The 17817-nt window shown below is 55.8% G+C and carries 19 protein-coding genes; 6 read left to right on the top strand and 13 right to left on the bottom strand.

Translation table 11 applies throughout. The annotated features are described in order from the left end of the window. Nucleotides 1–221: 221 nt before the first annotated feature. Nucleotides 222–650, top strand: coding sequence for a cell envelope integrity TolA C-terminal domain-containing protein (locus Q3V30_RS16510; protein WP_306207527.1), 429 nt, complete (start codon nt 222–224; stop codon nt 648–650). On the opposite strand, the gene qhpR is transcribed toward Q3V30_RS16510, so the two are convergent. Together qhpR and Q3V30_RS16520 are read right to left on the bottom strand one after the other, a co-directional pair. Next, entirely contained in the window at nt 647–1684 is a 1038-nt protein-coding gene (gene qhpR, locus Q3V30_RS16515) for an AraC-like transcriptional regulator QhpR (RefSeq protein WP_306213230.1), read from the bottom strand. The genes Q3V30_RS16510 and qhpR overlap by 4 nt on opposite strands. 85 nt (nt 1685–1769) lie before the next feature. Continuing rightward, nucleotides 1770–2774 carry a phosphotransferase enzyme family protein gene (locus Q3V30_RS16520; RefSeq protein WP_306207529.1) on the bottom strand — a complete coding sequence of 335 codons (1005 nt, stop codon included), beginning with the start codon at nt 2772–2774 and terminating at the stop codon, nt 1770–1772. Between the two features lie 226 nt (nt 2775–3000). Here Q3V30_RS16520 and eat point away from each other — a divergent pair, with 226 nt between their 5' ends. Continuing rightward, entirely contained in the window at nt 3001–4365 is a 1365-nt protein-coding gene (gene eat, locus Q3V30_RS16525; protein WP_306207531.1) for an ethanolamine permease, read from the top strand. Between the two features lie 135 nt (nt 4366–4500). Here the strand turns inward: eat and mak are convergent, their stop codons facing one another. After that, nucleotides 4501–5409 carry a fructokinase gene (mak, locus tag Q3V30_RS16530; protein WP_306207533.1) on the bottom strand — a complete coding sequence of 303 codons (909 nt, stop codon included), beginning with the start codon at nt 5407–5409 and terminating at the stop codon, nt 4501–4503. A gap of 144 nt (nt 5410–5553) precedes the next feature. On the opposite strand from mak, the gene rdgC reads away from it, so the two are divergent. Further along, nucleotides 5554–6465, top strand: coding sequence for a recombination-associated protein RdgC (gene rdgC, locus Q3V30_RS16535; RefSeq protein WP_306207535.1), 912 nt, complete (start codon nt 5554–5556; stop codon nt 6463–6465). A 73-nt stretch (nt 6466–6538) separates the two neighbouring features. Here the strand turns inward: rdgC and ppnP are convergent, their stop codons facing one another. The 4 genes from ppnP to aroL form a co-directional block, all read right to left on the bottom strand. Further along, nucleotides 6539–6829 (bottom strand): pyrimidine/purine nucleoside phosphorylase, encoded by a 291-nt coding sequence (gene ppnP / locus Q3V30_RS16540; RefSeq protein WP_306207537.1) that lies wholly within the window; start codon nt 6827–6829, stop codon nt 6539–6541. 58 nt (nt 6830–6887) lie between these two features. Further along, on the bottom strand, nt 6888–7565 hold the full coding sequence (locus Q3V30_RS16545) for an AroM family protein (protein ID WP_306207539.1): 678 nt from the start codon (nt 7563–7565) through the stop codon (nt 6888–6890). 183 nt (nt 7566–7748) lie between these two features. Then, complete coding sequence (locus tag Q3V30_RS16550; protein WP_306207541.1) at nt 7749–7940, bottom strand: YaiA family protein; 192 nt, start codon at nt 7938–7940, stop codon at nt 7749–7751. A gap of 135 nt (nt 7941–8075) precedes the next feature. Beyond that, on the bottom strand, nt 8076–8600 hold the full coding sequence (gene aroL, locus Q3V30_RS16555) for a shikimate kinase AroL (protein WP_306207543.1): 525 nt from the start codon (nt 8598–8600) through the stop codon (nt 8076–8078). 303 nt (nt 8601–8903) lie between these two features. Here aroL and Q3V30_RS16560 point away from each other — a divergent pair, with 303 nt between their 5' ends. Beyond that, nucleotides 8904–9599, top strand: a complete 696-nt coding sequence (locus Q3V30_RS16560; RefSeq protein WP_306207545.1) for a DUF2076 domain-containing protein — start codon at nt 8904–8906, stop codon at nt 9597–9599. Between the two features lie 35 nt (nt 9600–9634). On the opposite strand, the gene Q3V30_RS16565 is transcribed toward Q3V30_RS16560, so the two are convergent. Genes Q3V30_RS16565 through Q3V30_RS16575 form a run of 3 tightly spaced genes read right to left on the bottom strand, consistent with a single transcriptional unit; the run spans nt 9635 to nt 11076 of the window. Further along, nucleotides 9635–10087: a YaiI/YqxD family protein gene (locus Q3V30_RS16565; protein ID WP_306207546.1), complete on the bottom strand. Its 453-nt coding sequence runs from the start codon at nt 10085–10087 to the stop codon at nt 9635–9637. A gap of 11 nt (nt 10088–10098) precedes the next feature. Continuing rightward, entirely contained in the window at nt 10099–10548 is a 450-nt protein-coding gene (locus Q3V30_RS16570) for a DUF421 domain-containing protein (protein WP_306207548.1), read from the bottom strand. Nucleotides 10549–10557: 9 nt separating this feature from the next. After that, nucleotides 10558–11076 carry a hypothetical protein gene (locus tag Q3V30_RS16575; protein WP_306207551.1) on the bottom strand — a complete coding sequence of 173 codons (519 nt, stop codon included), beginning with the start codon at nt 11074–11076 and terminating at the stop codon, nt 10558–10560. A 114-nt stretch (nt 11077–11190) separates the two neighbouring features. On the opposite strand from Q3V30_RS16575, the gene proC reads away from it, so the two are divergent. Then, nucleotides 11191–12000, top strand: coding sequence for a pyrroline-5-carboxylate reductase (proC, locus tag Q3V30_RS16580; RefSeq protein ID WP_306207553.1), 810 nt, complete (start codon nt 11191–11193; stop codon nt 11998–12000). Nucleotides 12001–12045: 45 nt separating this feature from the next. Here proC and Q3V30_RS16585 read toward each other — a convergent pair whose 3' ends face one another. The 3 genes from Q3V30_RS16585 to Q3V30_RS16595 form a co-directional block, all read right to left on the bottom strand. Continuing rightward, nucleotides 12046–13575 (bottom strand): FAD-dependent oxidoreductase, encoded by a 1530-nt coding sequence (locus Q3V30_RS16585; protein WP_306207555.1) that lies wholly within the window; start codon nt 13573–13575, stop codon nt 12046–12048. A gap of 243 nt (nt 13576–13818) precedes the next feature. Continuing rightward, complete coding sequence (gene iraP, locus Q3V30_RS16590) at nt 13819–14079, bottom strand: anti-adapter protein IraP (protein ID WP_306207557.1); 261 nt, start codon at nt 14077–14079, stop codon at nt 13819–13821. Nucleotides 14080–14306: 227 nt separating this feature from the next. Next, entirely contained in the window at nt 14307–14450 is a 144-nt protein-coding gene (locus Q3V30_RS16595; protein ID WP_306207558.1) for a hypothetical protein, read from the bottom strand. 272 nt (nt 14451–14722) lie between these two features. Between Q3V30_RS16595 and Q3V30_RS16600 the strand changes: the two genes are divergently transcribed. Then, entirely contained in the window at nt 14723–17803 is a 3081-nt protein-coding gene (locus Q3V30_RS16600; RefSeq protein ID WP_306207560.1) for a beta-galactosidase, read from the top strand. Nucleotides 17804–17817: the final 14 nt, after the last annotated feature.

Below are 17817 nucleotides of genomic sequence, written 5' to 3' on the forward strand. Positions count from 1 at the left end.
AGAAATAAAACAAACTTCTTGTTATTAACCTAATCATTCATTCTGCCTGGAAAATAGTTTATTTCCGTTACTAAGTAATCTGTTCTATTATGGCAACTGCTCAATGGCGAGGTGGGCGATCGATAAATAGCCTGTGAGTGCTGGAATAATCTGTCAGCGAAAAGCTAACTCTGTAGACTATCGGCTGACATTAAATAATCTTTAGTAATTTGGATAATAAAATGCGTTCAGCTAAACGGAATAAGAGTCTGATCGGGGGCGTGCTGATGCTCTCTCTTGCAGGTTGCCAGATGCCAGATTCCCCGCGTCATCCTAAACTGCCTCCGCCCGGGGATCGGGAGATACAGGCGAATGCGGAAAAAGCCTGCGTGAAGCCGGCAGCGGGATTTACCCATTCTGACTGCCTTTATTTCGCTGCGCTGCAGTACGGCATTCAGCGTAATTTTTATGATTCAGAGCAGTATGCGGGGCGCGAATGCATCCTGACCATTCGTTACAACGAAAAGGGGCACTACGATGTCCAGAGCACCTCAGGGGATGAACGGCTGTGCAAGAAAGCCTGGAGCACGGTCAGCTCGGCAGAAAATTTGCCGCCGCCGCCGCCAGGCATACCAAAAAGTATGATACTGGATTTCAAACCAGGCGGTTAACCCGCCTTTTCATGCTGACGCCACTGCCGCGGACTGATGCCAAACCAGCGGCGGAAAGCGCGGGAAAAGGCGCTCACCTCTGAATAGCCCAGCAGCAGCGCCATTTCAGAGATTGGCAGCTGACGCTGCTGCAGATAGTGTGTCGCCATCTCGCAGCGAACCTTGTCCACCAGCGCGGTAAAACTCAGGTTCTCGTCGCGCAGACGGCGTTGCAGTGACCAGCTCGACAGCCCCATTTTCTCCGCCACCTCTTCCAGTACCGGTTCCCCTTTCAGCAGCACCAGATGAACCTGAGCGCGCGCCTGATCGACAATATTTTGCTGTGAGGTGGTGCTGTTGAGGCGACGGATGGCGTCCTGCATCACCATCAGCAGCATGGGATCGCTCTCCGGCATGGCCCGCATCAGATCGCGCTTAGGGATAACCAGCGAATTAAAGGGTTGATCAAAATAGACAGGCGCATCAAATACTTTGCAGTGCTCATGCCACTGAGAAGGTCGTGGATGTTCAAAATGCACTTCACGCGGCGCCCAGTTTTTGCCAGCGACGTGGCGGATCAGATTCATAAACATACCCAGCGTCAGCTCAGCATCCTGACGCCGACAAAGGATCGCGCCGTGGCGCACCTGATAATCCAGCCGCCAGCAGTCGCCTTTATTGGCCAGGCGGGTCAGCGTATCGTGCTGATGCCAGGGAAAAGCGTTAACCACGTTATGTAACGCCTGCTCCAGCGTGCCTGAACAGAGACCCACATAGCCGATCAGACCTAATGACTGCGGTTTAAACTGCTTGCCGTAATGTAAACCGAAGTTATCAAATCCCGAACAGCGCGCCGCTTCCTCCATGACGCGACAATAATTGATCAGCCCCAGGCTCAGGGTCGGGCTGGCGAGCAGTTCAGGATCGATGCCGCTTACTCCGAAAATCCGATCGACATCGCCACCTTTGTCACTGATAAAATCACTTAAGCCGCTGGCCGCAGCGGCCAGCACGCCGCGATTACTGGCGACGCTGGCCTGCAGCGCCGTCGCCATATCAGGCTGTTTGATCACTCCGGTTTCCATTATCATCGCCTCGGCAGGGGAACACACCCTGCTTATGCAGCAATAATCATACCAATCAGGCCCCCACGGGCAGGTCGCTGGTTTCCAGATAGCGGCGACAGAGGCGCACGGAGTGATCGGCCCAGTGAGGCCCCAGACTCTGCGCCATCTCCGTCTCCGCGTGCGATCCCACCCAGGCCAGCAGCTGGATCCGCCGCTGGATCAACAGGGTGGGCACCCTTGCCATCTCCCGATCGCTGATATGCGCCACCTGCTCATAGCCCCTGATCCAGTGATCGATCCATTCGGCTGCACGGGGATGGTGCTCCACAAAACTGATCGCTGCCGCAAGATCGTGCAGATACCAGCCCATGCCGCAGTCGTCGAAGTCGATTACCCGCGTTTCCCCTTTATGCAGCAGCAGGTTTGTCAGGCGCAGATCGGCATGGATCAGGCCGTAATGGGCAGGATCTTTGCCGAACGCCTGCAGATCTTCACCCACGCGGCCAATGGCTTCTTCAACAACCGGACGATCCTCAGGGCGTAAATTGGGCGCATCCCGCCAGTCTCCCCAGTGGCTCTGCGGGCTGACCATGCTGTGATGATCCCAGATAATACGCTGGAAACCGGCAGGCTTCTGCCAGCTTCTGCTGTGCTGATGCAGCCGGGCGGTAATATGGCCCAGCTGCTGAAAAGCACGGGGATCAACCTCCGTGGTGGGCATCTCGCCCTCAATCCAGTGAAACAGGACGGCGTGGCGCCTGCTGCCGTCCGGCAACAGCAGCGTCTGGACGGTTTCACCCTCTTTATCCGCCACCGCTTCAGGGACGACGATCCCCGTTTCCCGCAGCGCGTCGAGCCAGTGCAGCTCGCTTTCGATATCCGCACGCGCATGATAGTTGCCCCGATGCAGCCGTAACGCATAACGTTTGCCTTCCGCCGCCAGCAGAAACGTGGCGTTCTCTGAGCGGCAAAGCAGGCTCAGCGTTCCCTGCAGCGAAGCGGGATAGCGGGCGACCGCTTGCTGCGCAAGCGTAAACAGCGCGGTGTTATCCAGGTCATCATATTGTGTGGCAGTCATAGTCTGGCTCCTGAGAGGTTAGCGCCGGTTGTGTTACCAGCATGGCGTCGCCAGGCCTGCACCGCTTGACCGCAGACGACCCTCTTTTGACTGTAGCGTGCATCCGGCGCTTTTCTTGCCGCTGAGTTGACAGCAGAGCACAAAATTCCTTACGCCCGCGTCAAGTTTCCCCCCGGCCCCGGCTGCATTATCGACTGACAATAAAATTCATCACGGGGATATCACTATGACAGGCAAGCTGAAGCCCACCCTGGGCACAATACATCTGTGGGGCATTGCGGTAGGTCTGGTCATTTCCGGCGAATATTTTGGCTGGAGTTATGGCTGGGGCGTGGCGGGAACGCTGGGTTTCCTGGTGACCACCGCGCTGATCGCCACCATGTACACCTGCTTTATCTTTAGCTTTACCGAACTGACCACGGCGATCCCCCATGCCGGTGGGCCTTTTGCCTACAGCCGTCGTGCGTTCGGCGAGACCGGTGGCCTGATCGCCGGTATGGCTACCCTGATTGAATTCGTTTTTGCGCCCCCCGCCATCGCCATGGCTATCGGCGCTTATCTCAACGTGCAGTTTCCTGAGCTTAACCCCAAATATGCCGCCGTGGGCGCCTACGTCATCTTTATGACGCTGAATATCCTGGGCGTGAAGCTGGCGGCGATGTTTGAACTGGTGGTCACCGTACTGGCGGTGCTTGAGCTTCTGGTGTTTATGGGTGTGGTGGCGCCGGGCTTCAGCGTGGCGAACTTCGCCGCCAACGGCTGGTCGGGCGGCGAGCACTTCGGTATGCCTGCCCTCTCCGGTATTTTTGCCGCCATCCCATTTGCTATCTGGTTCTTCCTGGCGATTGAAGGGGCAGCGATGGCGGCGGAAGAGGCGAAAGATCCGAAACGGACGATCCCCAAAGCCTATATCAGCGGTATTCTGACGCTGGTGATCCTGGCTATCGGCGTGATGCTGCTGGCGGGCGGCGCGGGCGACTGGCGCAAGCTGTCAGATATCAACGATCCGCTGCCGCAGGCGATGAAAATGGTGGTGGGTGAAAACTCTGGCTGGATGCATATGCTGGTCTGGATCGGCCTGTTCGGCCTTGTTGCCAGCTTCCACGGCATTATTCTCGGCTATTCCCGCCAGTTCTTTGCCCTCTCCCGCGCTGGCTATTTACCTGCGGGCCTGGCAAAACTCTCCCGCTTCCAGACGCCTCACCGGGCGATTATTGCAGGTGGGCTGATTGGCATAGCGGCAATCTTCAGCGACAGCTGGATTAATCTGCAGGGCATGACGCTGACGGCAGCGATGATTACCATGGCGGTATTTGGCGCCATCGTGATGTATCTGATGAGCATGCTGAGCCTGTTCAGGCTGCGCCGCATCGCACCCGAGATGGCGCGCAGCTTCCGGGCGCCGGGCTACCCGATTGTGCCGGGTATTGCGCTGGTGCTGGCGCTGGTCTGTTTGATTGCGATGCTCTGGTTTAACCCGGTCATCGGCGCGCTTTTCATAGCCTTTATGGTGGCTGGCTATATTTACTTCCTGATGACCAGAAACCAGCGTGACAGCGCCCCACGTGACGCTATGCTGACAGGCGAGTAACAATAACGGGCGGCGGAAGCTCCCTTTGATAACAACGTCTGGCGTAGAAAAATGATTACGCCGGGCAGACTCTACAGAGCGGCGGTTGCAAAGGGGATCGCCGCTCTCACCAGTGGTGAACCGTCCGACCTGGGATTACGCCTGCGGCCAGAGCCAGGCAGCGCCGCGGACGCCGCTGGAGTCGCCATGGGCGGCCTTACGCAGGGGTGTTTCGCACTCCCCGCCAAAGACCCATTTTTTCATCAGCTGCGGCACAGTCTGGTAAAGCCGGTCGTTATTGCTCATGCCGCCCCCCATGACAATCACGTCGGGGTCGAGAAGATTCACTACCTGTGCCAGTGCTTTCGCCAGGCGCAGCTCATAACGGCTCATCGCCAGCTCGGCTACCGGATCCTGCTGCTCAAGCAGCCTGATAATCTCTGCGCCCTTAAGCGCCACTCCGCTCAGGCGATGGTAATCGATGGCGAAGCCGGTACCGGAGATAAAGGTTTCGGTACAGCCCTGTTTGCCACAGTAGCACGGCACCTCTTCACGGTAGCGCAGCTCATCTTCATCCATCCACGGCAGGGGGTTATGCCCCCACTCGCCCGCATTGCCGTTGCCGCCAATGTGCGCCTGGCCCTGCAAAGCGATCCCGGCTCCGCAGCCGGTACCGATAATCACCGCAAAAACCGTCTGCTGACCTGCGGCTGCGCCATCAATGGCTTCCGAGACTGCCAGGCAGTTGGCATCGTTGGCGATGCGGACTTCGCGGTTGAGCAGTTTGTGCAGATCTTTATCCAGCGGCTGACCATTCAGCCAGGTTGAATTGGCGTTTTTCACCCGTTGGGTAAAGGGCGACAGCGTACCGGGAATGCCTATACCTACGCTGCCCCGCTCACCCGTTTTCTCTTCCGCCAGCGTCACGAGATCGGCAATCGCTTTTAACGTCTGCTGATAATCATCGCGCGGGGTGGCAACACGGTGGCGAAACAGCGTCTCTCCTGATTCCGCAAGCGCGATCACCTCAACTTTCGTTCCACCTAAATCAATCCCGATACGCACTTGTTATTCCTCATTATTTAACGGTCTCTCTTTTACCTTAGAAGGCCAGAGGCGGAAAGGCAATGAAACGCCGCCGCCGATTCGCTATCATGCGCGCTGACTTAAAATTAGCGCGCCTGATGCGCGCCAGAGAGGGAAAGCATAATGCTGTGGTTTAAGAATTTAATGGTCTATCGTCTGAATCGCGAGATCCCGCTGGCGGTGGATGAAATGGAAAAACAGCTTGAGGCATTCACTTTCACTCCCTGTGGCAGCCAGGATATGGCGAAAACCGGTTGGGTGTCGCCGATGGGTCCGCGTGGCGATGCGCTGACCCACGTTAATAACGGTCAAATCCTGATTTGCGCACGTAAGGAAGAGAAGATCCTGCCTTCGCCGGTGATCAAACAGGCGCTGGAGGCTAAAATCAGCAAGCTGGAAGCTGAGCAGCAGCGCAAACTAAAAAAGACAGAGAAAGACTCACTGAAAGATGAGGTGCTGCACAGCCTGCTGCCGCGTGCCTTCAGCCGTTTTAACCAGACCTTCGTGTGGATCGATACCGTCAATAATCTGATTATGGTTGACTGCGCCAGTGCCAAAAAAGCGGAAGATACGCTGGCGCTGTTGCGTAAAAGCCTGGGTTCGCTGCCGGTGGTGCCGCTGACGCTGGAAAGTCCTATCGAGCTGACGATGACCGAATGGGTTCGCTCGGGTGAAACGCCTGCGGGCTTTGCGCTGATGGATGAAGCGGAGCTGAAAGCGCTGCTGGAAGATGGCGGCGTGATCCGCTGCAAGAAGCAGGATCTGGTTTGTGATGAGATTGCCAACCATATCGAAGCGGGCAAGCTGGTGACCAAACTGGCGCTGGACTGGCAGGAGCGCGTACAGCTACTGCTCTCTGATGACGGCTCGCTGAAACGCCTGAAGTTTGCCGACACGCTGCGTGAACAGAATGACGATATCGATCGCGACGATGTTCAGGCGCGGTTTGATGCAGACTTTATTCTGATGACCAGCGAACTGGCCGCGCTGGTGAGCAATACCGTTGAAGCATTAGGTGGCGAAGCGCAGCGTTAACCGCTGCGTCATTCAATGCGTCAACTCCCCGGCTACAGCATGGTAGCCGGGTCTGCCGCGAGGCAAAAAGTAATTAGTCTTTCAGGTAACGGCAAAGGTAGGAGGAAGGCTCCGCAACCTGCAGATGGAATTCGCTGTGACCCGGCACGTTAAAGATCTGGCCCGGTTCATAGAGTTTCCACTCCGTTTCTCCCTGAAGCAGCACCTTCAGCGACCCGCTGACCACCGTCATCTCTTCCGCCTGGGCCGTGCCAAACGTATATTCGCCTTCCGCCATCACGCCTACGCTGGCGCGCCCGGTACTGGCACTGTCGAAACCAATTGATTTCACTTTTCCGTCGAAGTACTCACTGACGTTGAGCATATAAGCATCCTTAAATTCAGAGAAAACAGAACAGTGTAAAGGGCCGGGAAGGTCTCGTTTACACAAGCAGTTCCGCTGCCAGTTTGGCTATCAGCACATTGGACAGCAGCACGGGGATTCCCAACAATTTCTGTAAAAAATCACGGTGCCGCTGATGGTAGCCCAGGCAGTCCAGTACCACGACATCTGCGCCCTGCTCCTGCAGCAGCAGCGCCGCATCTATCAGGTCGTCATCGCTGTGGTGCCACGGGCTGGCCACGGCAAAATGGGGCTGCTGCGCCAGGCTTTTCCATTTACGTGCCTGCTCAGCAATATACTCCTCCCTGGCCACCACAATCCCTACCTGGTGCCCATCGGTTATCGCATCGACCAGCGGCGGCAGAATACGGTAAGGTTCAAGCAGAATAGCGCTGTCGGTAAAGAGGTTGCTGTACTGTCCGCTGCACAGCATCAGAATAGTCTCGAAGCCCTGCCGTTCAAGCTCGCGGATCTGATTTTGCAGTGCCACTTCAACTTTTTCAGCCGAAAGCACCACATGCGTCCCATCGTTAAGACGCGTCATCACCACTTTTTCATTCTCTGTCGCCGCATAGTGCCGGGCGATCCCCTCTGCCGTCAGGCCATCGAGCAGGCCGACGTGCGTAATCTGTTCTTCGGGCAGGTGTTCAAGTAAAAGGGGGTGGAGATCGCTGCGTGCTGCATGGCCCAAAGTGAGCGCTGCAAGTGAGTGTTTCATCGTTTTACTTTCCGCGTAAGTCGCTTTTTCAGCGGGTGCAACCGTTGGATCCTTAAAGGGAGAGCTAAAGCTTTACTCTGCGGGAATCAACGTTTAAGGCAGTGAAAAAAAATATGATGATGCAGCTATCGGGTCAAGCACTAATCTCAGGCATTCTTGCCTGGCTTCCCTGCCAGACCGGGATCACTCTTTTTCCTGATCCTCATACCGGGCTTTAGCATCCTGCGCTTCCTGCTCCGTTTCATGCTCGCTGATAAGGGTATCCGTTCTCGGGTGATCGGCACGCAGTTCATACCGGGTCACGGTTTCTTCAGTGGTGCCTTTTTTTACCGGAACAATTCGAGCTTCGCGTGGATAGGGCGGTCTACCTGCCATAAATCTCTCCTTAGTCAGAATGAAACAATCTGCCCAGCGGAAACGCCCGGACAAGCTGATGTAACACTAAGTATAGACAAAGACAGGAAAATCCTGAGATAAACCTCGCGGAGTTTGGTGCGCTTGCCAGAAACGTTAGCTGGCACGCGCCAGAGAGAGCATGGTGATAATATCTTCCACCACCCCTTCAGGAGGCTGCATGGCGTTGATCACATAATGTGCCGCTTGCTGGTAAAGCGCATCACGCGCAGCCAGCACGTCAACCATTTCATCAGCGATGGGTCTGCCTGTCAGCGTCGGACGCTGTGCCTGCTCAGGATAAGCCTCCAGCCGCGCGGCCAGAACGCTCGCTTCCGCATGCAGATAGATCACCTGCCCGTGCTCACGCATAAATTTTCTGTTTTCCGCCGCCAGCACCATGCCTCCGCCGGTGGCGATCACCGTGCCGGGCGCCGTTACGGCTTTTAATGAAAGCGTTTCACGCTGGCGGAACCCTTCCCAGCCTTCAGTGGAGACAATTTCAGCCACGGTACGCTGCGTGATCTCCTGAAGGTAACGATCGGTATCACTGAAGGCGTAACCCAGCGCATCAGCCAGTGCCTGGCCAACGGTGGTTTTTCCGCAGCCGCGTGCGCCAATCAGATAAAGGGGTAACGACATAACCTGCAGGTCCTCAGCCTTCACGTCGCGGGGGCTCCACGGCGGCTGGCAGATAGTGATTAACTTTGCGTCGCATCATACCGATAATTTAATCCCGCCACCAGTAGTCCATTTTTGTTTACACCTCCACCCGGCTGAGGTTGTATAAAAAGATTATTTATCAAAAAGTTAAATACCGTAAAATTTACTTTACATAGATAGCGAAGGCGGACGCAGCTTGCAACATTTCCTTACCCGAAGCGCGTTTACTTTCCGGCGGCTGGCCCCAATATAGTAGTTATCATCCGTATCGGAGTAAGCCTCATGCAGAACCAGGAACAACAACTCATTGAAAGTCTGTTCAGCCGTTTAAAACAGGCGGAAACGCAATCCGGCCCTCGTGATGCAGCGGCAGAGAAACTGATTCAGCAGCAGCTGCAGGCGCAGCCGGGAGCGCCCTATTATATGGCGCAATCGATTCTGATTCAGGAAGCCGCCCTGAAGCAGCTCAACAACCGGGTGAGCGAGCTGGAAGCCAGGCTGGCACAGTCGCAGCAGCCCCAGCAGAGCAGCGGCAGTTTCCTCTCTAACCTGTTTGGCGGCGGTAATCAGCGTCAGCAACAGCCTGCCCAGCCGCAGCAGCCGGCGTGGAACAGCGCTCCGCCGCAACAGCAGCCAGCTTATGCTCCCCCGCAGCAGGCCGCCGCGCCTTCAGCTACGCGTGGTTTCCTGGGGGGCGCCCTGCAAACCGCAGTCGGCGTTGCCGGTGGTGTAGTGATGGCAGATATGCTGACCAGCATGTTCCACCACTCTCAGCCGGAAGAGATCGTTAATATCATCAATGAACCGGCGATGCCGCAGGAGAGCTTTGATAATAATCTCGATACCTTCAACGGGAATGATGGCCAGTTTGCCAGTCAGGATGCGGGTTTCCAGCAGGATAACGGCAACGACTTTGGCGGCTTTGGCACGGATGGTTTCGACAACGATGATTTCGGCGACGACGACAGTTTTCTGTAAGTCGCCTGGCGGGTGGGGCTCCCCACCCGTTTGCTCTACTTCTTCTTCTGGTTCTGCAACCATTTATCCAGTTCGTTAGCAAACTGCTGCCGGTCACGCTGATTCAGCGTGGCGGGCCCCCCGGTTTGTACGCCGCTTGCGCGCAGGGTATCCATAAAGTCACGCATCGTCAGCCTTTCGCGGATGGTGGCTTCACTGTAGCGCTCGCCGCGAGGATTCAGCGCAATGGCACCCTTCTCCATCACTTCAGCCGCCAGCGGAATGTCCGCCGTGATCACCAGATCGCCCGCTTCGGCACGCCGGACAATTTCATTGTCCGCCACATCAAAGCCAGCGGGGACCTGCAGAGTAGTGATAAATCGCGAAGGCGGCACGCTAAGCGGCTGATTGGCTACCAGCGTGACGCTCATCTGCGCACGGTCGGCAGCGCGGTAGAGTACTTCTTTGATTACTTTCGGGCACGCATCGGCATCCACCCAGATTGGCATCGCCATTTTCCTTATTCATTGGCTACGGGAATGATGGAGATCTTGCCGTTCTTTTCAAGAATGGCAAATTTAATCTGATCCAATCGTTCCAGGCCACCCGCACTGCGGGCGGAATTCATGATGTCATCTTGTGAAATCCCCGCTTTTCTCGCTCTTTCCGGCAAAAAACGCCCGTTCTCTACCAGAATCAGCGGAACACCGTCAATCAGCATATCGAGCCGGGGAAAACGGGACTTCAGCATGCCGAACAGGATATCCACTACGATCAGCGTGATGATAGTCAGAGAAGCACCGGTAACCGAGAAGTCATTGCCCAGCAGCGCCTGTTGGGTCGCCTCGCTGATAATGAGCAGTAAAATCAGATCAAAGGAGGTCATCTCCAGCAGCGTTCGCCGCCCGGCAACCTTCAGCACTACCATCAGCACCAGATACATACTGACCGCGCGTAATACTGTCTCCATGTTGGCTCCTTAAGGATAAATCCAGTGGGTAAAGTGCACGCTGGTGTCGTCGTCAAGCGTGACCGTAACGGGATAGCGCCCAAATTCCTGCGCCTGAGATCCAATCCAGACGGTAGCGCCATCCTTAAAGCTTGATGAGGAGTAGATCAGCACCAGGCTGTTACTTTTACTCACCGCCTGCTGCGGCTGCGGCTGCAGAGACTGGATCTGGAAGTTATCCATCTCTTCGCCGCTCAGCGTCAAGGTGAAGCGATCGTGATGAGGAGGTTTAACCCGGATGGCCATGGCGATATCGCTGTCGCGCAGGCCAAAACGCTGATACTCCACGCGCAGCGCGCCGTCTGAAGAGGTGACCACGCCATCGCTCAGAAAGCCTTTAGAAAAGAGTCCGCAGGCACCGAGTATCACCAGTGCGAAGAGCAGGAAGCTGCCAATTTTCTGGATACGCCACTCCACGCGCTGCCAGTGCATATTTTCCTGGATCGGGTAGTCACGACTGCGCTCTTCATCTTCTCTGTCAGGATTCATACGCCCTCACTCCTTACACCTTTAGTCGCTTAAGCTTAGCTGAAGGTGGATTACGGTGGGGAATGACGTAAGCTAGAACCCAATGAAAAACTGACAGAAACAGGGAGCACTACCGTGGAAAAGAAAATCGGCTTCATTGGCTGCGGCAATATGTCCAAAGCCATTATTGGCGGGCTGGTCTCAGCCGGAGAAGTTAAGCCTGAAAACATCTGGGTATTCGACCGTAAGCCCGAAACAAACCAGGCGATGCAGGAGAAGTACGGCATCACGCCCGGCTCCAGCGCGGAAGAGGTAGCTAAGCAGGCGGATATTCTGTTTGGTGCGGTTAAACCTAATGTGATTCTGAACGTGCTGAAAGAGATTTCGGGCAGCCTGAATAAAGAGACGGTCGTGGTCTCCATTGCCGCTGGTGTCACCCTGGAGTCGCTGGCAGCGGTGCTGGGCCACGATCGCAAACTGGTGCGGGTGATGCCAAACACGCCAGCGCTGGTGAACCAGGGGATGACGTCGGTCACGCCAAACGTGCTGGTGACCAAAGAAGAAGCAGATGAGATCGTCGCTATCTTCAGCGGATTCGGCAAGGCAGAGCTGGTACCGGAATATATGATCCACGCGGTGGTTGGCGTGAGTGGTTCAGCTCCAGCCTACGTCTTTATGTTTATTGAGGCGATGGCTGATGCGGCGGTGCTGGGTGGCATGCCCCGGGCGCAGGCGTATCAGTTTGCGGCGCAGGCGGTGAAAGGGTCGGCTCAGATGGTGCTGGAGACCGGCAAGCATCCTGCAGAGCTCAAGGATATGGTCTGCTCTCCCGGCGGCACCACAATAGAAGCGGTGAAAGTACTGGAGGAGAAAGGATTCCGTGCGGCGGTAATAGAAGCGATGCAGCAATGCATGGCGAAATCGGAACGAATGAGTAAAAATTGACGCGCGCCACAAACCGGGGGCGATTTAACACCGCCCCCAACGCCCTCAGTAGAGTGCTTTTTCCACCAGCGCAGCTGCTTCCGCCAGGGTCATCGGCTTCTGCATTCTCAGCACCAGCTCTGCGGTAAAGGTGTACATTCCACAGGAGGTGACAGCAGCCAGCTGCCCTTTTTGCCCGTAAAGCGCCACAAACTTCTTCTCCTGCAGCGAGCCGAGGAGCTGATAGTCATCCCACTCCCCTGCGTGACCAACGTACTCATAGCGCGTACCAAACTGGGTTGTCCAGAAGAACGGCACCCGATCCCAGCGATCGTTCTCTCCCAGCATATTTTTCGCCGCAACCCGCCCTTGCTGTTCCGCGACGCGATAATGTTCAATGCGCAGCGTGCCGGAGGCAGTCGGGAAAGTAGCAATATCGCCGGCGGCCCAGACCTCGTCAGCAACCGTCAGCGTCTCACTGGTGGTCAGACTGCCATCCTCATTAAGTGGGATATCATGAATAAAGGATGTGCCTGGCGCGACGCCGGTGGCCAGCAGTACGATATCCGCCGGAACGATCTGCCCATCCTTGAGTTCAACGGCGCTGACATGCCCGTTGCTCTCTTTAAGCGAGGCGATCTCCCCTTCTGTAAACTTCACGCCGTTCTCTTCATGAAGCTCGCGGAAATAGCGCGCTATTTGCTCACCAAACTGCTTTTTAAAGGGAAGCGGGTCGCGAGCAATCACCTGAACCTCGATCTCCTGCGCCCGCAGTGCCGAGGCGAGCTCCATGGCGATAAAACTGTTGCCGATAATCACCAGCCGCCTGGTTTTATCCACCTCTTTCAGCAGCGTGTCGGCCTGCTCTATGCTGCGCAGCACGTGAACGCCAAACAGCGCTTTGCCCTCAAAATCGGGGCGCTGCGGGATTCCGCCAGTGGCGATTAGCAGTTTGTCGTAGCTTAACGTGGCGCCATCAGCAAAATGAAGCAGTCGCCTGGCGGTTTCCAGCCGTTCCACATCAGCCTGAATACGCTCAGCAAAGGGCGCAAAATCCTCCTGCAGCAGCGGCGGCACCTCGCTGATTTTCATCTTGCCTGAGGGAACAAACTTAGTCAGAACAGTGCGGTCATAAGGCGCTTCGCTTTCGCGATCCACCAGAATCAGCTTGCCCGTGAAGCCTTCACGGCGCAGCGTCCAGGCCGCTGCCGCACCCGCAGCGCCCGTTCCCAGGATCACATACACAGGCTGCTGCTGGTTGGCGGCGAATGAGACCAGCGGCGGCAGCGGTTCGGGATCCACCTGTACCATGCCATTCTCTACTCTGACGGGATAGCGCTTGAGATCGCTCAGCGCCAGCGGCTCACACATGCTGCCATCTTCCAGACTGAAATTCGCTTTGTGCCACGGGCAGACCAGCCTTCCCTCATAAATTGCGCCTTGTTCAAGGGGGGCGCCGGAGTGGGGACAGTTGCTCTGGAAAGCCTTCACGGTTTGCTGCTCACGAATCAGAATAATGCCCGTTTCGCCAATCGGCACTCTCACCGGCTTAAGCTCGGGTAAATCCTGTAATACGATGGCATTTTGATAGCTCACGGCAGTTCTCCCTTCTTTATTCTTATTTAGCATCACGGCTAATAAGCCTGGCATTTACCGGGAGAGTGACCAGCAGCAAAAATAACCGAACCGGAAAACAGGAAATAACCCCATGTTTTATAGTAATTTTAAATCTTTAAGAAAATATTAACAGCAGCGTAAAGCTGATCAATAAACCAGCAGGAAAGGGGGGCTAACAGCAGATTGCCCCGCCACCGCTTACAGTGGACGGGGCGGAGAAACTTACTGGCGGGGATGGAGCAAAAGGCGCTGGATATAATTTTCCAGCAAAGTTGTATCTTCGGGATTGACCGCAGGGGTATGTGCCGCAGTTTCCATTGCTGAGGTAATACTCTGGGTCATCTCCTGGAATTGCTGACTATCCAGCTTACGGACCAGCGCCGTAACGACGATTTCTAACGCTTCAACCTGCGCTACCAGCTCTTTGGACTCAGCTTCCTTTGCCGCCAGCTTAACAAGGAGTTCTGCAATAAGATTTTTCATGCGGACGTCTCAGCAAGATAAAGCATGAAGTTATCACCGCGCTAAAAAAAAGAAAACTGATAATCGTGATATATTTTCGTCACTTAAGCAGTTAACCGCTTTCATTTTTACGTTTTGTGAAACGCCGCGCGCTTTAGTGTCATCGAAACGTTTTGCTGGCGTTTTGTTTCACCCGTGACGCCTGTAAGCAGAATAAACCAGAGGCTGTTGACCTCCGGTTCAGGAAGTTAGTAACCCTGGCTGAAACCACCACGCGGGCCGCCGCCGTGACCGCCGCCGCCCCAACCGCCCCCTTGCGGAGGTGGGAAGATACAGCCGCTCAGCGCAGTGACCAGTGCAACAATACTTACAACTTTAATGACTCGACTCATCGTTATTTCCTCATGGTAACGTTGGCGCTGATAGTAAGCGTGCTCTCACCCCCCTTCAAGGCAGAATCATCCTGTTCAGGGCCAATTTTACCGCCGGAAACCACGCTTAACGTTTTCCTGTGAGAACCCTGCAGCAATGCTTAAGAAGCTCCGCATGCGCGCGTTTTAAGCGTGTCTGTTAAAGCGATCTGCTTCGCATGCTGCTGACGAATCTCTTTACATCAGCCTGAACTCAGCGCAATGTGAGCGCATAACATTTAAGGGGATCGTTGATGAAAACAGCCGCTTTACCTGGCCTGCAGCAGCAGCTCTTACGACGCGAGTGGGAAAATCCCAACGTCACGCAGCTCAATCGCCTGCCGATGCATCCGCCTTTTTCGAGCTGGCGCAGTACGGAAGCGGCCAGGGAAGATATTCCCAGCGCCAGCCGGCAGTCTCTGAATGGCGCCTGGACATTCAGCTATTTCACTCAGCCTGAAGAGGTCCCCGATAGCTGGCTGTGGCAAGATCTTGCTGATGCCACCTCTCTGCAGGTGCCCTCTAACTGGCAGCTGGCAGGCTTCGACGCCCCTGTCTATACCAACGTTCAGTATCCGATCCCCGTTACGCCTCCCACTGTGCCTGTAGCAAATCCTACCGGATGCTATTCGCTGCGGTTCCAGTGCGATCCCAACTGGCTGCTCAGTGGCCAGACGCGTATTCAGTTTGAAGGGGTGAACTCGGCCTTTTATCTCTGGTGCAACGGCCAGTTTGTCGGCTATTCCCAGGACAGCCGGCTTCCAGCCGAGTTTGATTTAACCCCGGTGCTGAGTGCCGGAGAGAACCGCCTGGCGGTGATGGTGCTGCGCTGGAGCGATGGCAGCTACCTGGAAGATCAGGATATGTGGCGAATGAGCGGCATCTTTCGTGATGTCAGCCTGCTCCACAAACCCCTGGCGCACTTAACGGACGTTCAGATTGAAACGCACCTGAGTGCGGAATATCACTCAGCCCAGCTCCAGGTTCTTGCCGTCTGTTCTGCCGCTGCTTCTCCGGCCAGTAAAATAGAAGTGCAGTTATGGCGTCAGGGCGTTCTGGTGGGAAGCGCGCGTCAGCCGCTGGGTAGCTGCATCATTGATGAGCGGGGCCGGTATACCGACCGCACAACGCTGGCGCTTAAAGTCGAACAGCCTGATTTATGGAGTGCCGAAACGCCGCATCTTTATCGTGTTACCGTGGCGCTGCTGAATGCCGAGGAAGCGCTGGATGAAGCGGAAGCTTTTGACGTCGGTTTCCGAAAAATAGAGATCGATCGCGGCCTGCTGAAGCTTAACGGCAAACCTTTGCTTATCCGGGGAACCAATCGTCACGAGCATCATCCCGAGCGGGGCCAGGTAATGGATGAAGCGACGATGATCCAGGACATCAGGCTGATGAAACAGCATAACTTCAACGCGGTGCGCTGTTCCCATTATCCGAACCATCCGCTCTGGTACCGGCTGTGCGATCGTTACGGGCTGTACGTGGTGGATGAAGCGAATATCGAGACGCACGGCATGCAGCCGATGAACCGCCTCGCTGACGATCCGATCTGGTTCAATGCGTTCAGCGAACGTGTCACCCGAATGGTGCAGCGCGATCGTAATCATCCCTGCATTATTATCTGGTCGCTGGGCAACGAGTCTGGCCACGGCAGCACCCACGATGCGCTGTGGCGCTGGGTAAAAAGCAGCGATCCCACACGTCCGGTACAGTATGAGGGCGGCGGCGCAGCTACCTCCGCCACTGATATTATCTGCCCGATGTATGCCAGGGTCGATCAGGATCAACCTTTTGCAGCCGTGCCGAAATGGTCACTGAAAAAATGGATTGGCCTGCCGGAAGAGAGCCGTCCGCTGATCCTTTGCGAATATGCGCACGCGATGGGCAACAGCCTGGGCGGCTTTGCTAAATACTGGCGCGCTTTTCGTGATTTCCCCCGCCTGCAGGGTGGATTTGTCTGGGACTGGGTCGACCAGAGCCTGACCCGTTACGACAGCCAGGGGGATGGCTGGCAGGCCTACGGCGGCGATTTTGGCGATACGCCTAATGACCGGCAATTCTGCATGAACGGGCTGGTTTTTGCCGATCGTACTCCCCACCCTTCGCTCTTCGAGGCGCAGCATGCGCAGCAATTTTTCCAGTTTAAGCTGCTTGGCAGTGACCCGCTGAAGTTCCATATTCAAAGCGAGTATCTGTTCCGCCATAGCGATAACGAAATTCTGCGCTGGAGCCTGGAGCATAACGGGATGAAAGTGGCTGGCGGCGAGCAGGAGCTGGCGCTTTCACCGGAAGGCAGCCTGATTGTCGAGCCTGGAGAGCGACCTGACCTGAGCGGAGAAGTGTGGCTGAATGTGGAAGTTATTCAGCCTCACGCAACTGACTGGTCAGCAGAAAATCATCGCGTGGCGTGGGATCAGTGGAAACTGCCATCCCGCCTGGCTATTCCGTCGTTAGCGCTGCCACCTGTTACGCCAACGCTTGAGAGTACGGAGGAGCTTATTCTTATCCGGCATCTTAACCAGACCTGGCAGTTCTGCCGCCGTAGCGGTGAACTGACACAATGGCAGATTGAGGGAGAGCCGCAGTTACTGACCCCACTGCGTGACTGTTTTATCCGGGCGCCGCTGGATAACGATATCGGTATCAGCGAAGTGAGCAATCCTGATCCGAATGCCTGGGTTGAGCGCTGGCAACGGGCCGGTTTTAACCAGCTTGAGAGCGAGCTGCTCGATCTGCAGGCGGACAGCCTGAGCCGGGGTGTCCAGCTTACCTCTGTTCATGCGTGGCAGGTCCGGGGCGAGCTGAAGTTCCTCAGCAAAAAAACCTGTCTTGTTGATGAGTCAGGTCAGATGCATATCTCGGTGAAGGTTTCCCTGGCTGAAGGGGTGCCGCCGCCGGCCAGGATAGGCCTTCGTTGCCAACTCACTGAAGAGATTGAGGAAGTAAGCTGGCTGGGGATGGGGCCGCATGAGAATTATCCCGACCGCCAGAGCGCCGCCCAGTTTTCCCTCTGGAGAAGGCCGCTGGCGGATCTCCACACCCCTTACATCTTCCCTGGTGAAAACGGGTTGCGCAGCGGTACTAAAAGCCTGGCTGCCGGTAAAGTAAACGTCGACGGGAATTTCCATTTTTCACTCAGCCGCTACAGCCTGGAGCAGCTGCGGGAAGTGACCCATCGCCATCTGTTACGGCAGGAGGAGGGGTGCTGGTTACATCTGGATGGCTACCATATGGGCGTGGGCGGAGATGATTCCTGGAGCCCGAGCGTCAGCCCGGAATTTTTGCTCTCCGCCAGCCATTATGCTTACGAGCTGACCCTGAAAGCACGCTGAACAGCCGTGGCCTG

Source organism: Erwinia pyri, from assembly GCF_030758455.1.
Taxonomy (GTDB): domain Bacteria; phylum Pseudomonadota; class Gammaproteobacteria; order Enterobacterales; family Enterobacteriaceae; genus Erwinia; species Erwinia pyri.